The sequence below is a fragment of the Levilactobacillus parabrevis ATCC 53295 genome (assembly GCF_001434055.1).
Lineage (GTDB): Bacteria > Bacillota > Bacilli > Lactobacillales > Lactobacillaceae > Levilactobacillus > Levilactobacillus parabrevis.
Window position 1 is genome coordinate 1 of the sequence record NZ_AZCZ01000031.1, and the last position, 20,252, is coordinate 20,252.

General features: G+C 51.4%; 18 protein-coding genes. 11 read left to right on the forward strand and 7 right to left on the reverse strand.

The window, feature by feature from the left end; all coding sequences use genetic code 11:
* Positions 1-147: 147 nt before the first annotated feature.
* Genes FD07_RS08700 through FD07_RS08710 form a run of 3 tightly spaced genes read right to left on the reverse strand, consistent with a single transcriptional unit; the run spans position 148 to position 2,996 of the window.
* Positions 148-1,020 (reverse strand): zinc ribbon domain-containing protein, encoded by an 873-nt coding sequence (locus tag FD07_RS08700; protein WP_020089957.1) that lies wholly within the window; start codon positions 1,018-1,020, stop codon positions 148-150.
* Positions 1,021-1,034: 14 nt separating this feature from the next.
* The gene (locus tag FD07_RS08705; protein WP_020089958.1) at positions 1,035-2,549 is read right to left on the reverse strand and encodes a zinc ribbon domain-containing protein; all 1,515 of its coding nucleotides are present in this window, start codon (positions 2,547-2,549) and stop codon (positions 1,035-1,037) included.
* Positions 2,550-2,570: 21 nt separating this feature from the next.
* A complete protein-coding gene (locus FD07_RS08710) occupies positions 2,571-2,996 on the reverse strand; it encodes a zinc ribbon domain-containing protein (RefSeq protein ID WP_020089959.1) in 426 nt (141 codons plus the stop codon).
* Positions 2,997-3,250: 254 nt separating this feature from the next.
* Between FD07_RS08710 and FD07_RS08715 the strand changes: the two genes are divergently transcribed.
* The 3 genes from FD07_RS08715 (at position 3,251) to FD07_RS08725 (ending at position 5,977) form a co-directional block, all read left to right on the forward strand.
* The gene (locus FD07_RS08715) at positions 3,251-3,916 is read left to right on the forward strand and encodes a TetR/AcrR family transcriptional regulator (protein ID WP_020089960.1); all 666 of its coding nucleotides are present in this window, start codon (positions 3,251-3,253) and stop codon (positions 3,914-3,916) included.
* Entirely contained in the window at positions 3,906-5,702 is a 1,797-nt protein-coding gene (gene lepA / locus FD07_RS08720; protein ID WP_020089961.1) for a translation elongation factor 4, read from the forward strand. The genes FD07_RS08715 and lepA overlap by 11 nt, the downstream gene beginning before the upstream one ends.
* 92 nt (positions 5,703-5,794) lie before the next feature.
* A complete protein-coding gene (locus tag FD07_RS08725; RefSeq protein ID WP_020089962.1) occupies positions 5,795-5,977 on the forward strand; it encodes a hypothetical protein in 183 nt (60 codons plus the stop codon).
* 67 nt (positions 5,978-6,044) lie between these two features.
* On the opposite strand, the gene FD07_RS08730 is transcribed toward FD07_RS08725, so the two are convergent.
* Positions 6,045-6,503 (reverse strand): NUDIX hydrolase, encoded by a 459-nt coding sequence (locus FD07_RS08730; RefSeq protein ID WP_020089963.1) that lies wholly within the window; start codon positions 6,501-6,503, stop codon positions 6,045-6,047.
* A 115-nt stretch (positions 6,504-6,618) separates the two neighbouring features.
* On the opposite strand from FD07_RS08730, the gene FD07_RS08735 reads away from it, so the two are divergent.
* Positions 6,619-7,068, forward strand: a complete 450-nt coding sequence (locus tag FD07_RS08735) for a helix-turn-helix domain-containing protein (protein ID WP_033388939.1) — start codon at positions 6,619-6,621, stop codon at positions 7,066-7,068.
* Positions 7,065-7,664 (forward strand): Fic/DOC family protein, encoded by a 600-nt coding sequence (locus FD07_RS08740; RefSeq protein WP_020089965.1) that lies wholly within the window; start codon positions 7,065-7,067, stop codon positions 7,662-7,664. The genes FD07_RS08735 and FD07_RS08740 overlap by 4 nt, the downstream gene beginning before the upstream one ends.
* Before the next feature lie 135 nt (positions 7,665-7,799).
* Here FD07_RS08740 and FD07_RS08745 read toward each other — a convergent pair whose 3' ends face one another.
* A complete protein-coding gene (locus FD07_RS08745) occupies positions 7,800-8,336 on the reverse strand; it encodes a phenolic acid decarboxylase (RefSeq protein ID WP_020089966.1) in 537 nt (178 codons plus the stop codon).
* A 176-nt stretch (positions 8,337-8,512) separates the two neighbouring features.
* Between FD07_RS08745 and FD07_RS08750 the strand changes: the two genes are divergently transcribed.
* On the forward strand, positions 8,513-9,049 hold the full coding sequence (locus FD07_RS08750) for a PadR family transcriptional regulator (protein WP_027826013.1): 537 nt from the start codon (positions 8,513-8,515) through the stop codon (positions 9,047-9,049).
* A gap of 144 nt (positions 9,050-9,193) precedes the next feature.
* On the opposite strand, the gene FD07_RS08755 is transcribed toward FD07_RS08750, so the two are convergent.
* The gene (locus FD07_RS08755) at positions 9,194-10,870 is read right to left on the reverse strand and encodes a glycoside hydrolase family 13 protein (RefSeq protein WP_020089968.1); all 1,677 of its coding nucleotides are present in this window, start codon (positions 10,868-10,870) and stop codon (positions 9,194-9,196) included.
* A 54-nt stretch (positions 10,871-10,924) separates the two neighbouring features.
* Positions 10,925-12,307 (reverse strand): SLC45 family MFS transporter, encoded by a 1,383-nt coding sequence (locus tag FD07_RS08760; protein ID WP_020089969.1) that lies wholly within the window; start codon positions 12,305-12,307, stop codon positions 10,925-10,927.
* 237 nt (positions 12,308-12,544) lie between these two features.
* Here FD07_RS08760 and FD07_RS08765 point away from each other — a divergent pair, with 237 nt between their 5' ends.
* The 5 genes from FD07_RS08765 (at position 12,545) to FD07_RS08785 (ending at position 19,694) form a co-directional block, all read left to right on the forward strand.
* Complete coding sequence (locus FD07_RS08765) at positions 12,545-13,537, forward strand: LacI family DNA-binding transcriptional regulator (protein ID WP_020089970.1); 993 nt, start codon at positions 12,545-12,547, stop codon at positions 13,535-13,537.
* A gap of 618 nt (positions 13,538-14,155) precedes the next feature.
* Complete coding sequence (locus tag FD07_RS08770) at positions 14,156-15,541, forward strand: MFS transporter (protein WP_020089971.1); 1,386 nt, start codon at positions 14,156-14,158, stop codon at positions 15,539-15,541.
* Complete coding sequence (locus tag FD07_RS08775; protein WP_020089972.1) at positions 15,528-16,382, forward strand: alpha/beta hydrolase; 855 nt, start codon at positions 15,528-15,530, stop codon at positions 16,380-16,382. The genes FD07_RS08770 and FD07_RS08775 overlap by 14 nt, the downstream gene beginning before the upstream one ends.
* Before the next feature lie 26 nt (positions 16,383-16,408).
* Entirely contained in the window at positions 16,409-17,461 is a 1,053-nt protein-coding gene (locus tag FD07_RS08780; protein ID WP_020089973.1) for an alpha/beta hydrolase fold domain-containing protein, read from the forward strand.
* A gap of 28 nt (positions 17,462-17,489) precedes the next feature.
* Complete coding sequence (locus FD07_RS08785; RefSeq protein ID WP_020089974.1) at positions 17,490-19,694, forward strand: glycoside hydrolase family 65 protein; 2,205 nt, start codon at positions 17,490-17,492, stop codon at positions 19,692-19,694.
* The last annotated feature ends 558 nt before the right edge of the window (positions 19,695-20,252 follow it).

Below are 20,252 nucleotides of genomic sequence, written 5' to 3' on the forward strand. Positions count from 1 at the left end.
ATTAAAATCGCAGGTTTTCTGCTTAATTTTAATAAAAATCGCCGGCTAATTTTAAGCCAGCGATTTTCAGGGATACTTAAGTTGTCTATTTAAAAGTCCAAAGTTGGTGGATGTTCGTCATCTGAGACGACAGTCACTAGTGGTAGTTTAGTAGTTATTGTTATTGAAACTGTCAGTCAGGCCATTGGTGAAGTTTTCCAGGTAGTTGGTGATGGACCCACCCACGAAGTTCCGTACGATTAACAGGTAAATTGACAGCGCGATGCTAATTGCGATCAGTGCCAACAGAACCGTGTAGAATTTGTCCCAACGGGGATGGTCAACGCCATCGACGGTGCTGAAGAGGTAACCCACGTTTAGGATCAGGAAAATCGGGGAGAAGAGGCCAAGCATGCGGCCATAGCTTTCAAGACTGTCTGGGCTCATGAACAGCGTGAAGACGAAAATAATGATGCAGAAGACCAGAATCAAGTTGGTCAAGCTAGCCAAACGGTTGGTGTAGTCCCAGATGGAGAAGCGTCCTTCGGTATCCGCAATCTTCCGGAAGCCGAAACCGACAGCAATGTAAATGATTGCGCCAACTGCCAGGAAGACTAGCAGGAAAAGGCTGAGCTTGAAAATGACGCCCCCGAAGTGAACGGGTTCATCCGTCATGTTGTTTAAGGCCTTAGTTGCTGCGGAAGCAACCCGGTTGGCCAAGACGACAAAGGCCAGAACAATCACCACAATATTAAGCAGAAAGGCCGTAACCCCAAAGTATTTATGCGTGTCCGGCACCATTGTTGCGGGATGTCGCACGGTCTTCAACCACCAGGAGAAGAAGTTGCCGGAGAAGCGCTTGGCCCGTTGAACGGATTCAGTGGTCTTTGCTGAGCGGCTTTCCTGAGTGGTGGTACTCTGTTGGGGGGCACCGGTAGCCGAGGTAGCGGCCGTCAGATTATGACCACATTTCGGGCAAAACTTAGCGTCGGCCTTAACCTCGTTACCACAGTTGGGACAGAATTTTGTTGCGTTATTCATAGATGGAAACTCCTTTAATTATCTTTGGTATAGTCGTTGATCTTCTTGGCACCGGAAATTTTGGAAATCTTGTAGCTACCGGAATCGTTGGCGCCTGGCTTAACGGTTGCGGTGTATTGGAAGGTCTGAACGTGCTTGGAATCATCGTGATAGAAGCTGTATTTAACGGTGTAAGTGACCAGACTGACTTTATCAACGTCGGGTTCAACGCCGGTGACGGTGGTGTCGAAGTCCGTGGAATCAACTTCGTCATCCTTGTAGTACCCCTTGGCCATCTTGACCAGGTCTTGATAGTCGGAGTTGCTCGTGCCACTTTCAAAGTAGTCGGGTAAATCGGAATCGTCATCGCTTGTGACCGTATCGTCATCATCATCGTCATCGGAGTCATCGTCGCCGTAGTTGGAGAGGTCATCGATGTCAGAGAAGATTCCCTCAATAAAGCTGGAGGCGTCGTCCTGACTCATGAGGCCAGGGAAGGTCAGCTTAACGTCGTAACCGTCGTCACTCTCAGCGAGCTTCGTTGTCTTGGACTTGATCGTCCCGTTAGCGGCCTTGTACTTTGCGTAGATCTGCATAGCAGGGGACCAAGGTTCATTCTTCATGGTCAACATGCCACTGCTGTCGGCGGTCCCTAGCTTATTGCCGTTCAGGTAGACCGTTGACGATGGCAGGGTGTCAAACGTGACGGAAATGGTCTTCAGACTCAGATCGTAAGAGGTGCCGTCACTAATGTAGTAACTCCCCTTATTCACGATGTGGTGACCGGAGACGGTCCCGCTCGCTTGTAATTGGTATTTGCCGGGTGCCAGTGGGCCAAGTTTCTTGGTATACATATCGCTGGTGGCAGTCGCAATCTTCTTGCCATCGAGCTTGATGACGTTCCCCTTGTGATTCGTGGTGACCGTCGGGTAGACGGGCTTCACGGTAATCTGGTACTTCGGGAAGAACAGCAGGCGATGACCGCTGTTGCCGTATGTAAATAGGGAATCGGAGCTGTAGCTCGTGGCGCGGAGTTGGCGCTTTAAGCTGGCCAGATCCTTGGGATTTTGACTGTAGTATTTGGAAATTGGCTTGAGGTTGTGGTCTGTCATCTTCAGGCTCGATGTTGTACTGGTAAAGATCGACGTCAGGTGCTTGCCGGACTTGATGTTGGCGATGGAACGGTCCAGTGTGGCATCACGTGAGTAGTAGTGATTGCCCCAAACGAAGAAGGCGATGATTAGCACAACCAGAATTCCCAGGCTCCACCAGATCCGCTTGTTCTTTTTACTCATTGGCTTGCGGGGTTGGGATGCTTGTCGTGACCCAGCGGTGGGTTCGATCTTGGATTGCGGTGACGTTGCACTTGGCTCCTGGGGAGTGGCTGACTGCGCGGCGTTTGCTGTTGGTTGTGCGTCCGCTAAGTTATAGCCACAGTTTTGACAGAAAGTGTCGTCGGGGGCTACGGGATGACCACAGTTGGGACAAAAGCTCGTTGCACTCCCAGCCGGTTGGTCATTGGCAGGGGCGGCGTATTTTACGAGATGCATAATTTTTCCTCCAAATTTAAATTAGTTGACGGAGACTAGAGCTTCCCCGTACAGGTAAAACTGGTGTGAATTCTCATGGATACTTAGGTTGTAGGCACCCGCATAGTCCTTAGCGAGTAGCAGGGCAATCAGATTCTGAACGAGGCTTTTCCAGGATTCGAGGGGCTCTTGAGAAATAGCGACATCGCTCTCGGCAAAAATAATCCCGCCGCTGTGGTAGCCGGCAGGGATGTCCGTGGCTAAAGTTAGTCGTAATCTTCGGGCCTTCTCTGCTTCAGTGGGTGAGAGGCTCAGTGCGGATAGCGGGAAGTCCAGATCAGTTGCGTGGGGTGTCATTATGTAGTTATTTGCTGCGGTTAAGGCGTGACCGCAGTGCAGGCAGAAGTTCGCCTCATTGGTATTCTGGAAGCCACAGTCTGGACAGACCCGGTAAGTCGTGACAGTCATATTGCGCCTCCTTTCTGACACTTAATTCGCCTTCAGCGGTTTTATAAGGACCGTTCAACCCTTGTAAAACCTGACAAGCGTCAGCGGCGAATAAGGCGAAGGTTAAGTTTTTATAACGATAATATTATTATACTCTAAATGATTGGTTGACGAGACATTAATTTGATGAATCAATTGACAATTCTCAAAAAAGGGCTAGCATATTAAAAATGACCACCAGTCAATTTTGGAAGAATTCAACGGAGGTGTTTCAGATGGCCAATGTCTTAACGCCCACACAGAAGACGGCCAGGGCTCGGCGTATTGCCACGGCAGCCTGGCAACTCTTTCAGACGCACGCGTTTAGCGAGATCTCAATGGCAATGATTGCCCGGCAGGCCGGCGTTGCCAAGGGGACGCTATTCAACTATTACCAGACCAAAGAGAGTATCTTCATGACGCTTTTGCTGGAGGGGTATCGGGATTACTTTCGGCAATTGATCACCCGTTTGGCAGCCGAACCACAGATGACGTCGGCCCAGGTGAAGGCGTATCTGTTGGCCGAGACCAAGACACTCATCACCCAACATGCGACGCTCGTGCGGCTGAATGCCTTACGGGGGCCGGTACTAGAAGCGCACGCCGACCGCACACAGACCGTGGCAGGTCGCCGCGACCTGTACACCGTGAACGTCCAGTTGGGGGAGGTGTTGGCCACCAAGCTTCCGGGACTTGACGCCCAAATGGCGGCCCACCTCTTTGTGATTCAGAGTGCCATCATCAGTGGTTTGATGAACCTTTCCGGCTTGGATCATTTTAAGCAAACAACACTATCAGCCGACTTTCCGGCATTTCAAATCAACCTCGAAGTGGAGGCCCAGCAGACGTTTGGCTTCTACCTCGATGGAATTTTTAAGGAGGAATTCACCCGTGAATCCTAGTCATATCAGAAATTTTGCCATCATTGCCCACATCGACCACGGGAAATCCACGTTGGCTGATCGCATTATGGAACAGACCCAGACCGTCAACGACCGTGACAGTAAGGCCCAGTTGCTCGATGACCTAGCCGTTGAGCAGGCCCACGGGGTCACCGTCAAATCGCGGACGGTGCGGAACTACTACCACGCCGATGACGGTCAGGAGTATGAATATAACTTTATCGACACCCCGGGCCACGTCGATTTTACCTATGAAGTATCGAAGAGTCTGGCCGCTAGCGACGGGGCGATTCTGCTGGTCGATGCCACGCAGGGGGTCCAGGCCCAGACCGTGGCCAACTTGCGGCTCGCACAGGCCAATCACCTGGTCGTGATTCCCGTGATCAACAAGATTGATGCCGCCGCAGCCGATGTCGCACGCACTGCCGAGCAGATCCGCGCGCTATCGCCAGAGTTTGCGGACGCGACCATGTTGAAAATCTCGGCGAAGACCGGTCTCAACGTGCACGATGTTTTGGAGGCAATCCACACCACGATTCCGGCACCGACGGGGGATGCTAAGCAACCACTCAAGGCTTTGGTCTTTGATTCCCAGTACGATGCGTTCAAGGGCATCATCGCCTATGTGCGACTGCTGGATGGCACCTTGCAGGCGAACGACCAGTTGCTGTTGATGGCTAACCAGCAGACCGTTAGCGCCAATGAAATCGGCATCTTTGCGCCGCAACGGGTAGCGACTAAGCAGCTCGGTGTGGGGGATGTTGGTTACGTGGTGACGGGACTGAAAGATCCCCAGGCCTTACGCGTTGGTGATACGCTGACAACGGCCACCAACCCAACCGCCACGGCCTTGCCGGGGTACCAGCCCGCTCAGTCGATGGTCTTTGCCGGCTTCTATCCCCAGGGGGACCACTACCACGATCTTCAGTTGGCGGTGGAGAAGTTAGCGTTGAATGATACCTCGTTTCACTATCACGCCGAGAATTCTGAGGCCCTCGGTGCGGGCTTCCGTTGCGGTTTCTTAGGCATCTTTCACCTGCAGATCATCCGCGAACGTCTACATGATGAATACGGGTTGGATGTCCTGACGACGGCGCCTAACGTCACATATCACGTGCATTTGAAGAATCAGGATGAGCCGGTCATCGTGGACAATCCGATTAAATTTCCCGACTATTCGCAGGTCGATTACGTCGAGGAACCATTGGCGACAGCGACCATCACCACGACCAATGAGAGCCTGGGCGCCGTGATGAAATTGGCCGACCAGCATAAGGGGACGTTACAGGGTATGAGTAATCAGGGGGATTTGGTCGTTCTGAACTACGAGTTGCCATTTGCCGAAATTGCCTACGACTTCTTCAATGCGTTGAAGTCGGTTTCTCACGGCTACGCGACGCTGACGACCGACTTGGCTGGCTACGATATTGCCGATGTGGTCAAGCTGGAAGTTCACGTCAATTACGCCCGGGTGGACGCGCTATCCTTCGTGGTTCACCGTGAGGACGCACCTCGCGTGGCACAGGAGTTGGTTCACAAGCTAAAATTCGTGATTCCCCGGAAACTCTATCCGATGCCGGTCCAATCTGTCGTTGAGGGGAAAGCGTTGGCCAGAGTGGATGTGCCACCATTACGGAAGAATGCAGCGGTCAGTGGCGACAAGAAGAGTGCATCGAAGAAACAAGCCCTGTTGCGGCGCCAGAGCGTGAACAAGCGGCAGGCGGCCCATAGTGATATTGAGCTACCTCAAGAAGTCTTCAATGCCGTCTTGGACTTGGAAAAGTAAGGACTTTCGCCGAACCAAGCCCAGTATCTAGCCCCCCATATCGCTTGAAATATGGTAGCTTATGGCTAATCAATTTCAAGGGAGGTGGCAGCATGTGGTTTCACTTCAATCGCCGATTCTACCGCACCGTGTCATTCTGGTTGGGCATCCTCTGCGTGCTGGCCGAGGTCAGTATCTGGCACTATGACACGCTCTCCACGCGTTCGGTGGGCTTCGGGACGGGAGCGTTTCTAATCTTAGTGAGCCTGGGTTGGGATACGAAAGAGCATAAATAAGCGGGACCGTGAGTTTTTGCGGTCCCGCTTATTTTGAATTAACTACTGAAGCTAGCAGAAGGTTGTTTTATTTTTGGGCAAAGTAGTCGCGCCCCGCCGCCAACATATCTGCCGTTTGTTGGTTCAATAGGGGTGGTAGGTTGTCGAAGGGGAAATACTTCAGGTCTAGCGTCTCGTCGGTTTCTTCACGCAGCGTGTGTCCGCCGACCTGTTTAACCAAGTAAAGCCGTGAGATCACTTGCGTTTCGTCACCGTTGGGATAGGTCGTAAAACCTTGATCGAACAGCCCTAGTGGTTGAACGATTTCGACGTCGATACCGGCGTCTTCCTTGTACTCGCGGACGCAGGCCTGGTCGAAGGTTTCGCCATATTCGAGGTAGCCGCCGGGCAAGCTCCAGTTGTGGGTGTCGGTTCGCAGGTTGAGTAGCACTTCCTGCCGGTCATTGACCAAGATAGCGCCGGCAGCGTTGAGAATCAATGGTCGGTGACCAACTAAGCCACGGATTTCTTGAATGTAATTTGCCATGAATGGATGACCTACTTTCTATCGGATTAAGTCCTAGTATGCCACAAAATGAAGGAGGGTGCTTTATTAGGTGAAGCTACCCTTAAAGGGTATACTGACGATTGAGGTGAGGACTATGACTAGGACAGCTGCAACACTTAAATTTATTCGTCGGCATTATCACATCAGTCAGCAGGAATTAGCAACGTTATTGAATGCTTCGCCACGCACAGTCCAGCACTGGGAACAGGGCGATTATGCCCCTAGTGGAACCGCAGTAAAATTAATTCAACTTTTGGCAAAAAATGACGCTGTTTTTACGGAGTTAGTAGGTATGAAAGGAGATGAAGGAATTATGTATTTAGATCATAACGATCAAGAGCTGACAATCCTGGGTGTGGCCTTTCGCAACGAACGGGAATATCGGGCCACTTTGAATGCGGTGGTAAATAACATGTATGAAGGGTTTGAGCCGACAGTGGCTGATATTAAACTGCTGAGAGAAATGGATAATCGTGATGAGCCAATGACAACGCAAGAAATTCTGAATTGGATTGACGCACGGGATGCTGTGTCTGATCAATGAAAAGGTGGGAGGACTATCTGCAGCCCAATGGGACACTGAGAAACAAATGGCATATTACCGATGATGATCGTTTACAGACGCTGGAATATTTGGTTAGTGCACGACAGCAGAAGTTTTTGGAACAAAATGATTTCATCCTTCCAGATGGTTATCAACTCACGGGCGTGGACGTTACGGAGTTAAAGCGGATCAATCGTTTCTTGTTGGATGACATCTACGATTGGGCTGGGGAATACCGCGAAGTGGATTTTACTAAATCTAGTGACGGTGTTGTGACCCACTTCCATCCAGTCATCCTGTTTGGGAATGCCGAGTGGGATATTCAGCGGCAACTGAATGACTATGTCAAGCTGAGTCGCGACCAGGACGTGGTAGCAACAACCCTGGGAGAATTGATAACGGCAATTAATATGTTTCACCCGTTTCGTGAGGGGAATGGCCGGACTCTCCGAATCTTCTTAGCAGTTCTGGTGCAGCAAAAGGGCTATCGCTTGCAATTGACCGCCAGTCAACAGGCCGAGTACATGGCTGCCAGTGTAGCGGATTCGGCAACGCAGATGACTGCAGTGCTGCGGTCCGCACTTTTAGAGAATTAGAAGGGCTAGCTCCTTATCTGACAAAAAATCGGTGACCGCCAATTCCATTAGGAGTGGTGGTCACCGATTTTCTAGGTTACTTGTGTTAGATTTCAAATGGATTTAACAGCCGCAGGCAACAACGTTGTTTTGTAATTACTTGTTGATCCGCTTATAGTTTGCGTCGAAGTACTTGCCGGCACGGATATCGTCTGGCAAGCTGGCGTAAGGAGCCTCACTGATGACATCTTCATTGTTTTGGCCGGCATCGCCCATGTAGGTGATCTTGGCAAATTCAGGAACGACTAGCTTAGGGTAAGTGTCGTACTTTTCCCGAGCAGCTTCCATCACGTCAATGTGTTCGTTTTGGTAAGTCACGGTGATTTCGGGATGGTCTTGAACCCACTTAGGGAAGAAGATGGTCCCGTTCAGCTTGCCCTCGTTAGGAACGAAGTCCAAAGCCACGTCGGTCCCGGTTGGTTCCGTCCAGGCCACCTTGTAGATGCCGGGAACCAGCATGACGATATTGGCTTCTTGATCCGTCACCCAACGGCCAGCGACCATACCGCCGTGGATTCGGTAGTCAACGGTGTGGTCGTTTTTGGCGTACCATTCGTATTCCCAACCGTTATCGTAAGTGTAGATAAAGTGGGTGCCTAAAAAGTCATCTAAAGTTTTAAATTCTTTGGTCATAAGTTATGTGCTCCTTCTATTCTGCCTAAGAAAACATGTAATTAATTACATGTTTTAATTTACTTGATTAGTGTAGTCAAAAATCAAGTCTTTGTCAACAATTTTTCTTGCAGTTTTGGGCTTAAACTGTTTCAATAAAGGTAAATAACCGCGTGAAATCAAGGGGGATGCCAACTATCGGACAACGTAATCGACTACAATATATTATTTTAGGCTTGCTGAACCAGCGCCCACAGACTGGGTATGACTTGGCGAAGGCCTTTGAAAATGAAATTGGTGAATTTTGGCAGGCCCAGCACAGTCAGATTTATCCTATGCTAAAACGACTGGAAGCCGCCGGCGAAATCAGCCACGAAGATACGGTGACCGGAGAAAAGTTGGCCAAGAAGCAGTACACGCTGACGGCAGCGGGTCGGGAGAAATTGGTGGCCTGGGTCAGCCAACCTTCACCGGAGCTGACGCCCAGCAAGGACGAATTTATTCTGAAACTCTACTTCATCAAGACGGCTAGCGACCCGCGGATTCAACCGATGTTGCGGGAGCAATACCAGCTTCATCAATCACAGTTACACCACCTTCAGCAGCGCCAGGAGACGGTCTTTCCCAATCAGGCAGCGATTGACCAGGCCTACGGGCACTACTTGATTCTGGACCATGCGATTGAGCGCGAGAGTCATTACGTGGAGTGGCTGGCACAGTATTTGGAAAAGTAAGCTTAGCTAAAAAGCACCGTCTCACCCAGGTAGTTACCCGAGTGAGGCGGTGCTTTTGGTGGCGGCTCAATGCAAATATGGTCGTCATCAGTGTTAGATTCCAGCGTGGACGTGCTCGCAGTCACGGCCACGAAGAAAAATAGGTTAATTGAAGCGGTAAACCTTAGTTTCGTAAGGTCGTAGCGTGGTTCCCAAATCATCGCTGTAGTTGCCGATTAACTCCTGGTCCGCTTGGTCTTGGAGGTAGTCGCGAGTGACCGTCTGATCGGTAAAGTTACTGATGACCAGGAGTGTCTGGCCCTGATAGTGCCGGCGGTAGGCGAAGACCTGATCGTCGTCTGGGTCAATCTCTTCGTAAGACCCGTGAACGATGAGCGCGTTGTTGTGGCGCAGAGCAATCAGCCGTTGATAGTAGCTAAAGACGGAGTCCGGCTGGCCGACTTCGACCGCGGCGTTGATCTTGGTATAGTTTGGATTCAAGGCGAACCACGGCTTGGCCTGAGAGAAGCCGGCGTTGATCGAATCGTCCCATTGCATTGGTGTCCGGGCATTGTCCCGAGACATGTTGGCCAGGTACTTCAGCATAGTCGGCCCGTCCACGGCCTTTTCTTGGTCGACGAGTTGGTGGTAGGCGTTGATACTTTCCAAGTCCTCGTATTGGTCGAGACGTGTGTAGTGGACGTTGGTTTCGCCAAGCTCTTCCCCTTCGTAAACGTAGGGGGTGCCTTGGAGCATGTGCAGTGTCGTTCCCAACATTTTCGCTGATAGCTCGCGGTATTCTGGGGCGTCGTTGCCGAAGCGTGAAATCGTCCGGGGTTGATCGTGGTTGTTCCAGTAAAGACTGTTCCAGCCGCGACCATCCAAGGCCTTCTGCCACCGGGAAAGGGCGGCCTTTAATTCGGTCAGTTTGATCGGCGCATCGTTCCACTTGCCCAGTCGTTTGTCAGGGTTGGGGGCCAACGTGACGTGCTGGAACTGGAAGACCATGTTGAGCTCGTGGGCGTCAAAACCCGTGTAGTTGATGGCGTCTTCTGGCGTTGAGCTTGGCATTTCGCCCACAGTCATCACGTCGTAGTGGGAAAGGACCTGTTCGTTCATTTCCTTGAGATAGTCGTTGAGCTTAGGACCGTCGGCAACGATTGGTTCCACGTTGCCATACAGAGCGCCTGGTGCTTGTGGGGCGTCGGGCAAGCCGGCTGGTTTGGAGATCAGGTTGATGACGTCCATCCGGAAGCCATCGACCCCTTTATCCAGCCAGAACTTCATGAGGCTGTAGACTTCCTGGCGGACCTTAGGATTCTCCCAGTTCAGATCGGGTTGGCCCGGGGCAAAGAGGTGCAGGTAATACTGCTGGCGCTTGGGTTCAAAGGTCCAGGCTGAACCGCTAAAGTAGGAGCCCCAGTTGTTCGGTTCGTGACCATCGACCGGGTCGCGCCAGATGTAGTAGTCGGCGTACGGGTTGTCTTTGGATTGGCGACTTTGTTGGAACCAGTCGTGTTGGTCGGAGGTGTGGTTGACGACCAAGTCCATCAGGATCTTTAACCCTTGCTGGTGTGCGGATGCCAACAGGTGGTCGAACTCGGCCATGGTGCCGTACACATCCTGAATGTGGCGGTAATCACTGATGTCGTAACCGTTATCCTTGTCGGGGGATTTGTAAATTGGATTGAGCCAGATCACATCGGCCCCCAACTTCTTAATGTACGGTAAGCGTTGGGTGAGACCCGGAAGATCGCCAATACCATCATTATTGCTGTCTTGAAAACTACGTGGATAAACCTGATAAACGACGGCGTTTTTCCACCATTGAGTTGTTGCCATAAGTAAAACCTCCTGAAGTTTATATGAGTGATTTAAATGTTTAACCGTTAAAAATTAATTTGCAGATAACTTGGGATGAATGACACTGACCGATACGGCCCCCAATAACAGGGCAATGCCGGCGATGACTAGCATACCGGGCATGGACTTGCCAATGGCCGGGAAAATAGCGAAACTGGCGAGGGATGCGATGATTTGCGGAAGGCAGATCCCGCAGTTAAAGAGTCCCAGGTAGGCCCCTTCATTTTTACCGTTGAGGGATTCGGTGAAGAGGGACATGGCCTGTGTCTGCATCGTCAGGTAGCAGATTCCAATCAGACAGAATGGTAGGATCAACAACCACTGTGAGTGGATAAAGTAGATCCAGATCATCCCGGCACCACCGAGAACGAGGCTGACACGGAACCAGAATTTCCGTTGGCTGGGCTTAGTGTGTGAGAGAACGGCGAAGCCCCAGACAACGGCGGCCAATGACTGAATGCAGGAGAGAATCCCGAACCAGTTGCCGGCCGCTTGATACCCAGCGGAAGCAGCATTAGCGGTGTGCCAAACGTTGTCGGCGATGGCGCCAGTCCCGTAAGTCCACAGGTATTGAATGGCGAACCAGTCGAAAAGCTGGACGAAAGAAATTTCCCAGAAGGCGCGGGGAGCTGTCTTAACTAAACGCCAGAGACTAGCGGTCTTCTGTTTCGTTTCCGCCTTGACGTGGTGGTAACGGTTGTACGTAGCGGGATCGTATTCTTTGACGGAAACGATCGTGTAAATAGAAGTAAGAAGTAAGATACCGGCGCCAATGTAGAAGGCTAACCGCACGGATAAGGGCACGGTCCCTTTGGCCGCAACGTTAGACACCCCAAACCAGGTTAAGACGAATGGGAAGATTGTGGCCAACACGCCACCCAAGTTGGAGTAGGACTGTTGCCAAGACCACGCGAGGTCCTTCTGGTCTTCGTTGACCATATCACCAATAATCATTTTGAACGGTTGCATGCAGACGTTAGAGGATAAATCCATGAAGAGAATGGCGATAGCCCCGAACAGCAGGGCGGCCAGTGAGGCGTAACCGAAGCCAAACGACCCGGCATTGGGTAGGAGAATCATGACCAACGCTGCGATAGGTGCCCCGATGATCAGGTAGGGCATCCGCCGACCAAAGCGGTTCCAGGTGACATCGGAGTATTTCCCAATCAAGGGTTGAACCACCATCCCCGCTAATGGGGGTAATAGAAAGAAGAATCCCAGCTTAGTTGGGTCGGCACCGATGGTCTGGAAGATGCGACCCATCTGAGATGACTGAAGGGAAAAGGCCATGTTGACCCCGAAAAAGCCAAAAGTCATGGCAAAAATCGTCTTCAAGGGTACTTTGGGGAGTGAGTTGTCGCTGACCGGCGTATCCGGGGCGGCTTGCTCACGTGCTAAGGCTGCGTTTTGAGACATAATAATTCCTCCTAAATAAATGGAATAATAGCAGATGCTCTCAATTTCTCAGCGGTTGAAGTAACCGCTTTCAAAATGAATCTTAGCACTTTACACAAACGTTTGCAATGCCTTTAAACAATAAAAGCAAACGTTTGTGTAAAAATAGTCATTTTTACCAGTAATGACTTTGTTATTTCAGACCATTAACGGTAGAATGAGACTTAGGAAGAAAAATAGTGAAAGTGGGTGGTCGGGATGGCCGCGACAATCAAAGACATTGCGAAGTTAGCGGGCGTTTCACCCGGGACGGTCTCTCGGGTGCTCGCCAATAAAGTGGGCTTCTTCAGTGAACATACTGGAGAAAAAGTGCGGGCAGCCGCCGCAGAGCTCGGTTACCAGAAGAATACGGCAGCTGCAGAGCTCGTCACGCAACAGAGTAACGTGGTCGCGGCTATCGTGAATTCGACCAAGACTAACTTTGCCAGCCCCATCATTGAAGGGATTCAGGCCGAGGCTCATCGGCATGATCTGAACGTGATTATTTTATATGCCGGGGATGACGATTCGGAGCAACAGCGGCGGGCGTTGACGACGGTAATTGAACGGCCGGTTCGCTCGATTCTTCTATTGTCGGTCGACCTAGCGGCTGAAAATCTAACACTATTGCAAAACTCGCGAATTCCTTTCTGTTTCCTGTCGATTTCCTTCGATGAGATTCAGGTGCCCTACATCACCTCGGATGACTGGCAAGTCGGGTATCAAGCCACCCAGACGTTGCTGAAGTTGGGGCATCAAAATATCGGTCTCGCTGGTGTCGACAGTGATTTTCACACCGGGCGTCAACGGGTTGCCGGTTACCGGCAGGCGATGCAGGAGGCTGGAATTACCGTTCAGCCTGAGTGGATTCAGCTCGGCAATTATAGCTACACTGCGGGCCAGGCAGCCATGCGGGCGTACGGCGCCAATTCGGGGTTGACCGCCATCATTGGCGCCAGCGATATGGCGGCGGTGGGCGTGCTCAATACGGCGCGTAGCCTGGGCTACCGTGTGCCGACTGACCTCTCAATCCTAGCAATTGACGGCACGGAGATCTGTGAATTGGTTCAACCGGCACTATCCAGTATCTCGCAGAACTTCTACGAGATGGGGGTCGCGGGGGTCCAACAGCTCTGTGCACCGGGAGAGTTGCCCCAGAAGATTACGCCAATCAAGTTGGTGGAGCGCGACAGTCTCCAGCGAAATGGCTAACGGTTATAGACAGTGGTCGGAAACCAGATTTTAGCGGAGTTGCGTGCCTAAGCTTAATCGGATTGTTCACTTTGTAGAAGAGACACAGACAGGTTCTATTTTGCCGGGAGTTAAATGGCGAGGTGGGGCCTTTTGAATGTTTGGAGGAGTGTATAGACTAGATTGGTTGGGGAGGCGCCACCGTAGATCAGGTTTAATGTGACGTGATTGCAGAAACTCACGGGTTTAGCTCTAGCACATGATAGAATCAGAAACGTTCCGTAGCCGGAGGAGGTCAGGCTGCAGGCGGTCCCCACAGCAGGCGGAATTCTGGCAGCCGCAGGCGGTGGACTATAACTGAACCCAAAACCAGTAGTCAGGAGCTGAACCAGTGAGTTAGCACGGAAAACTAATGAAGGCCTTCAACTACTAATTGTCCCCCAAAGTCGGTTATGATAGGGACGGTAACTGGGTTTGTTTGTCAGTTTTACTCAACAAAGTGGCTTGGGGGATGAACTGGTTAGAAAAGGTAAGTACTTAGCCAAAAAGCTGGATTACTGGTAGGCAAAAGGACCGGTATGCTATATATGTAAGCGGTTACAAGAAAAGCACATAAAATCTATGGGGGAGGGTTTCATCATGAGTAAAGTGCAATTATGGAAACAACGATTCTTCTATGGGGCCACCGATATGGCTGGAAACCTGATTTGGCAAATTGTGGGGCTCTATCTGCTGTTCTACTACACGACAGTTATGGGAATTTCACCCGCATTTGTCGGGACCTTGTTCTTCGTTGTTCGAATCATTGATGCCTTTGATGGTGTGGTGTATGGATTCTTGATCGACCATACCCATTCAAAGTATGGGAAGGCACGGCCATACTTCTTATGGTTCGGGATTCCACTGGGGATCTTAACCATGCTGCTGTTCTTCAATCCATCATTTGGCGGGAACAAGGCCTTCCAACTGGCCTGGATCTCCATTGTCTACACGCTGTTTAGTTTAGTTTATTCCGGGGCGAACACGCCAATCACGGCGATCCTACCAAGCTTGACTAAGGATCCCGATGAACGGACGAACTTAGCCAGCGCCCGGATGGTGATGACCAACATTGGGACGGCCGTTATTGGGGCGATTTCTCTGCCAATGGTTGCGAAATTAGGTGGTAAGAATGCTGAAAAAGGATGGATGATTTGGGGGATTTTCATTGGGTTAGCCATCATCGTTCTCTTCCTGAGTTCTTTCGCCAACTTGCGTGAACAGGATAACATTGCTGAGGACACCGCGGATGCACCGGAAATTAAGGGGCATCTGTCCGTAAAGGAATCCTTGAAGGGTGCCGTTAAGAACAAGCCATGGGTTGCTCTGAGTATTAGTTTCATTCTGTTACAGACCTTCTGGGTAATCCGGATGCAAACGGCCGTCTACTATCTGACCTACGTTTACCGGCGGGCAGATTTGGTTGGGGCCTTCAACGGTTTGGTAATTGTTGCAGTTATCGGGAATATTTCAGTGCCGTTCCTAAGTAAATTTATGAAACACAGAAACGTTATGATTCTGTCATTAATCACCTTCGGTATTGGTGAAGCCATCATGCACTTCAATAGTATCCCGTTACTCTTTGCCGGAAATATTATTGCGTTGGTTGCCATGGGGGCAGCGTTCTCCATTTCCTTCGTTATGATTGCCGACACGGTGGAGTACTCACGTTCCGAACTCCGAATCGATGAACCCGGGATCTTGTCCTCAGTACCAATGGTTGGGGCCAAGTTGGGGATGGGCTTCGGTGGCCTGGTCTCCGGTTGGTTACTTTCCTGGGGTGGCTTCCAAGCTACGGCTAAGGTGCAAGGTGCCAAGGCTGTCACGGCGATCAGTACCAGTTTCGTCTGGTTGCCAATTGTCCTAGCCTTACTCATCGTGGGTATTCTGTACCTCTTCTACAAGTTGGATGAGGACGAGATTACCTCGGCCAAGGCAGTTAAGGACAAAGAAGTCACTAATAGTAAAGCTAATGAAAACGCGTAAACTGACGTGCGGCACCGTCTATCCGGTGACCGTCACGTACTACCAACCGGCCGCCATTGCTGATTTTCACAATCAGCCGCGGCGGCCTTTGGTCATTCTCTTGCCGGGTGGGGGCTACGAATTCTACTCGGATCGGGAGAATGAGATTATGGCACTGCAGTATTTGGCGCAGGGATTTGCGGTCGCTGTCGTGGCCTATCGCCTGCGCGATGACCCACCGGTTTTGCCTACGGCGCTGTATCAGCTGGCAAACGTCGTTGGTGAGTTTCACCGCCACGCGGCGACTTACGGGATTGATGCCCATAAGATTTTACTGGCGGGATTCTCCGCTGGTGGACATCTAGCGGCGCTGTACGCCGACTTATGGCCGACGCTGGGGTCAGCGGTGAATGCTGATCCAGACGATTTGGCGGTCAGCGCCTTGATGCTGGCGTATCCGGTGATTGGCTTGCGGTTGGGCTGGCCAACCAGCGAGGCTGAGTTGCAAGAGGTTACGGCCGGCTGGACCCAGCACGAAGCCGACCTACTGGTTACGCCACAGAACCCGCCGACCTTCATCTGGGCCACACGTGAGGATGAGCTCGTGCCAATCACCAATACGCAGCATTACGTGGCGGCGTTGCGTGAGCAGCAAGTCCCGGTGACTGAGATTATTTATCCGCACGGTCCGCATGGTATGAGTCTTGCGCGGGCGGTGACGGCATTTCCAAGAAGTTTTGATTCCCGCGACCTGGCCTTTGGGGAGCACTTTATTCGACCAGACGTTGCGGGGTGGTTCCCCCGTCACCTGAATTGGTTGGCGGCAAGGTGGAACCTCACGGAATTTTGGCTTCAGCAATAATGTAGCTAACGAGAGGGGTAATCGACATGTTGAATGATACAACAACAAAGCAGTCCTTGGGGTATGCGGACGAGCTGAAACGACTGGCAAAGATGAAAGCAACTGGTGTAGAAGACGGGGTAACCCTGTGGAATAAAGAACGGGACCCAGCCCACACCTACGAGCCATTAGTCTGGGAAACGGTGGCCGAGATTGAAGAAAATCCACAGTTGCCGACTGATTTGTTTAGTCTACGGCAGGGAACCGAAACGACCGGGCAAAAGGATCTGACCAGCGTTGACATGAAGATTGAGATGCAACAGATCGTAGCCATGAATCGGCGGGTTCGGGTCATCCGGATTGCGCGGATGGATCACCTAACCGCGGATAAAGCCTTGATTTATTTCCACGGGGGCGCCTACTATGGTGGGACGCCGGAAGATGTCTTACTGGCGTTGAAGTACGTGGCAGAACAAGCAAACTGCGTGGTCTACAACGTGGATTACGCACTGGCGCCGGAACAGCCTTATCCGGCCGCCATTCTCGATGGGTTGGCCGTGGTTGCCGCCATGACCAAGGACTACCACCATATTTCACTGGGTGGCGACTCCGCTGGGGGCTCGATTGCTTTGGGGGTTAGCCAGCTCTGCAAGTCCATGGGGATCTGCACGATTGACTCGCATTTGCTCTTCTACCCGACTGTGATCCAGGGATCCGATCTGGGTGGGCCACTCTGGGACGATGATAGTATTGACATCGTTCCTGAACAGCGGGATGCTTTACACAGAAGCTACCAGTTGTTTGAGCAGCTCGATGAGATCATGAGTGGCTATTATGTGGCGGATCAGCCGTTGGATCTGACGTCACCGCTACTGTCACCACTTCTGGCCGATCCACAGACGTTCAAGAAGACCACGCTGCTGGTGGGTGAATACGATCCATTCCGTCTGCAGGGTGAAGCCTTCATCAATCAGGTCGGCCGAGCCAATGGCGATGCCAACTACCTGCGTTATGGTGGGATTAGCCACGCGTTCCTGAACTTCACGGGGAACGTGCCAGCAGTTCAAGATGCCCTACGTTCGGCAGCAAAATTAATCTGAGTTTAGAATTTAATTGGGGGAGATTATTGTGACTTTACGCGACTATCATTTAACTTTACGCGACGTTTCGGACCAGCAACCGGAATATTTAGAGACCGTATTTTCGCTGGGAAACGGGCACTTTGGCGTCCGGGCTAATGATCCCATCAGTGGAAATCCCATTGCGGGAACCTTGATCAACGGCTTTTATGAAACCGCCCCCATTACTTATGGGGAAGCGGGGGTCGGCTATGCTAAGCGGCACCAGACGATTTTAAACTTACCAGATTTGCGGCACATTCACGTGTCGACCAGTTCCGGCCACCAGTTTACACACAGTAAGCGAACGGCAGTGGATCTCGACCTCGGTACTGGAGAGCTAGTAGAACACTATCAGATCAGCACCGATCAGGGTGAAACAATCATGATGGGAGTTAAATCGGTGATTGGCCAGGAACAGACCAGCATGTGGAGTGCGGAATACACCTTCACGGCGGGCAACTATGCTGGTGGCCTGCTGGTCAGTAAATCAATTGCGGTACCTGCCGAAGCCGAAGCTATCATGTCGGCAGATCCCCGGAAAACCCGGATGGCGGGCTTGCCCATTTGCGAAACAGAATTCGTAACGCAGGACTTGCAACGCTATCACGTGAAGACCCGGCTGACGAAACAAGCAGTGACGATGTACCTGGGGATTCTACTCCCCCACGGTCAATTGCTTCAGCAGCCACTAGACTTGAGTGATGAACAACCTCATAGTCTGGAGTACGCGGTGTACGTGGGAACGGTCGGTAAGCACAATACGATTGATCCAGCCGCTATGTTTATGGCGAGTTCGCTTGCGTCACTGACGGATGACAGTCAGACGTTCTGGCAAGGGGTATGGAACCGAAGTGAAGTGAGCGTGGGTGGCAACGACGAGTTGGATCTCGCGATTCACTACAACATTTTCCAACTGAATCAGGCTGCCGGTCGTGATGGTCGCACCAATATCTCTGCTAAGGGACTGAGCGGTGCCGGGTACGAGGGCCATTACTTCTGGGATACGGAGATGTATATGCTGCCGTACTTCACCTATACCAATCAGCAGATGGCACGGCAACTGCTGGTCTATCGTTATCAAACGTTGCCGAAGGCCCGGGAACGTGCGCGGGCCTTGGGGGTTGACCAAGGGGCGCTGTTCGCTTGGCGGACGATCAATGGTGAAGAGGCCTCAGCCTACTTCCCGGCTGGCACGGCGCAGTACCACATTGATGCCGACATTGCTTATGCGGTTGGCAAGTACTTTGAAATCACACGGGACTTGGACTTTGTCATCCAGTGTGGGTTTGAAATGGTGCTGGAAACCGCGCGTTTCTGGGAAAACTTCGGATCCTGGCGGCAAGTTGGGGATGACTGTCGCTTTGAATTCCACACGGTTACGGGTCCCGACGAATATACCGCGTTAGTCAACAATAATTACTACACCAACCGATTGGCTAAGCATAATTTTGAATTAGTTGTTGAGTTGGCCCATCAGATGATGAAACGCTCACCACAACTATTGTCGAAGTTTGGCATGAGTGAGACTGATTTAGATGTTTATCAAAACTTGGCCGATCACGTTTACCTGCCGTACAGTAACGAATTGGAAATCAATGAGCAGGATGACAGCTTCCTGGATAAACCCCGCTGGCCAGCGGAAAAGTCCACGCCGGATAACTTCCCACTGTTATTGCATTACCACCCATTGACGATCTACCGGTATCAGGTGGCAAAGCAAGCCGATACGTTGCTGGCAGACTACCTGTTCCCAGAAGACCTTTCGGCAGATCAGTTAAAACGCGAATACCGTTATTATGAAGGAGTGACGACCCACGATTCGTCACTGTCGCGGTCGATCTTTAGTATTCTGGCGGCACGGATGGGCGATACTGAAAAGGCCTACCGGTACTTTATGGATACGGCGCGGATGGACTTGGTCAATCTGCAAAAGAACACCGCGGACGGCCTGCATTTGGCTAACCTTGGCGGAAGCTGGTTGGCACTGGTGGCTGGATTCTCCGGCTTCTACGTGCAGGACGAGGTCGTTCACTTTGCCAACCACTTACCGGCAGAGCTGAGCCGGCTGACTTACCGGATGAAGATTGCCGAGAGTGTCTTAGAGATTGACCTGACGGCGGATAACCTGGATGTCACGGTTATCAGTGGGCCGATTCCAACTTACGGCGTCAGCGTTAACGGTGAACTGATTTCTTTAGTAAAGGTTAGCTAGCAGGAGCCGCTAGCTAACAACTATGATTGCGTCGTCTCCGCCTGCTGTGGCCGGGGGTTCCACCGCTGTGGGAACCGGTGAAATCCTTTGAAGCAGTATTTCACCTCGCCTTGAAGCCTCGCTAAACTCGCAAGTCTTCACGGTCGTCCCATGCCGTAAGTACGGAAGAATCGAACGCCCGCACTAACGGCATTGTCACGGCTGGCTACACCCCCGGTTGCCTCCGGCTACGTTGACACTGGTTGATTCTGGAGAGGCTTAACAGCTAGCAATTTCAACATTAAGTAGAAAGCTTAAAAATGTCACCCAATTTTAGGATGACATTTTTGAGTTTAACTGTGATATTTTTGGTATTCAAAAACTTTAGTGCTAGACAATTGGCTCGATTCGGGTAAAGGTTGCCACTAGTATTAGCCGGAAGCCAGTACTTTGGCTGCAGGCGGTCCCCACAGCAGGCGGAATCCTGGCTTCCGCAGGCGGTAACTGTAGTCAGCCGAGTTGAGCCAATGGTCAATCGCGCCTATACTAAGCGCAGATAGAAATTCAGGAGGTTTTCAG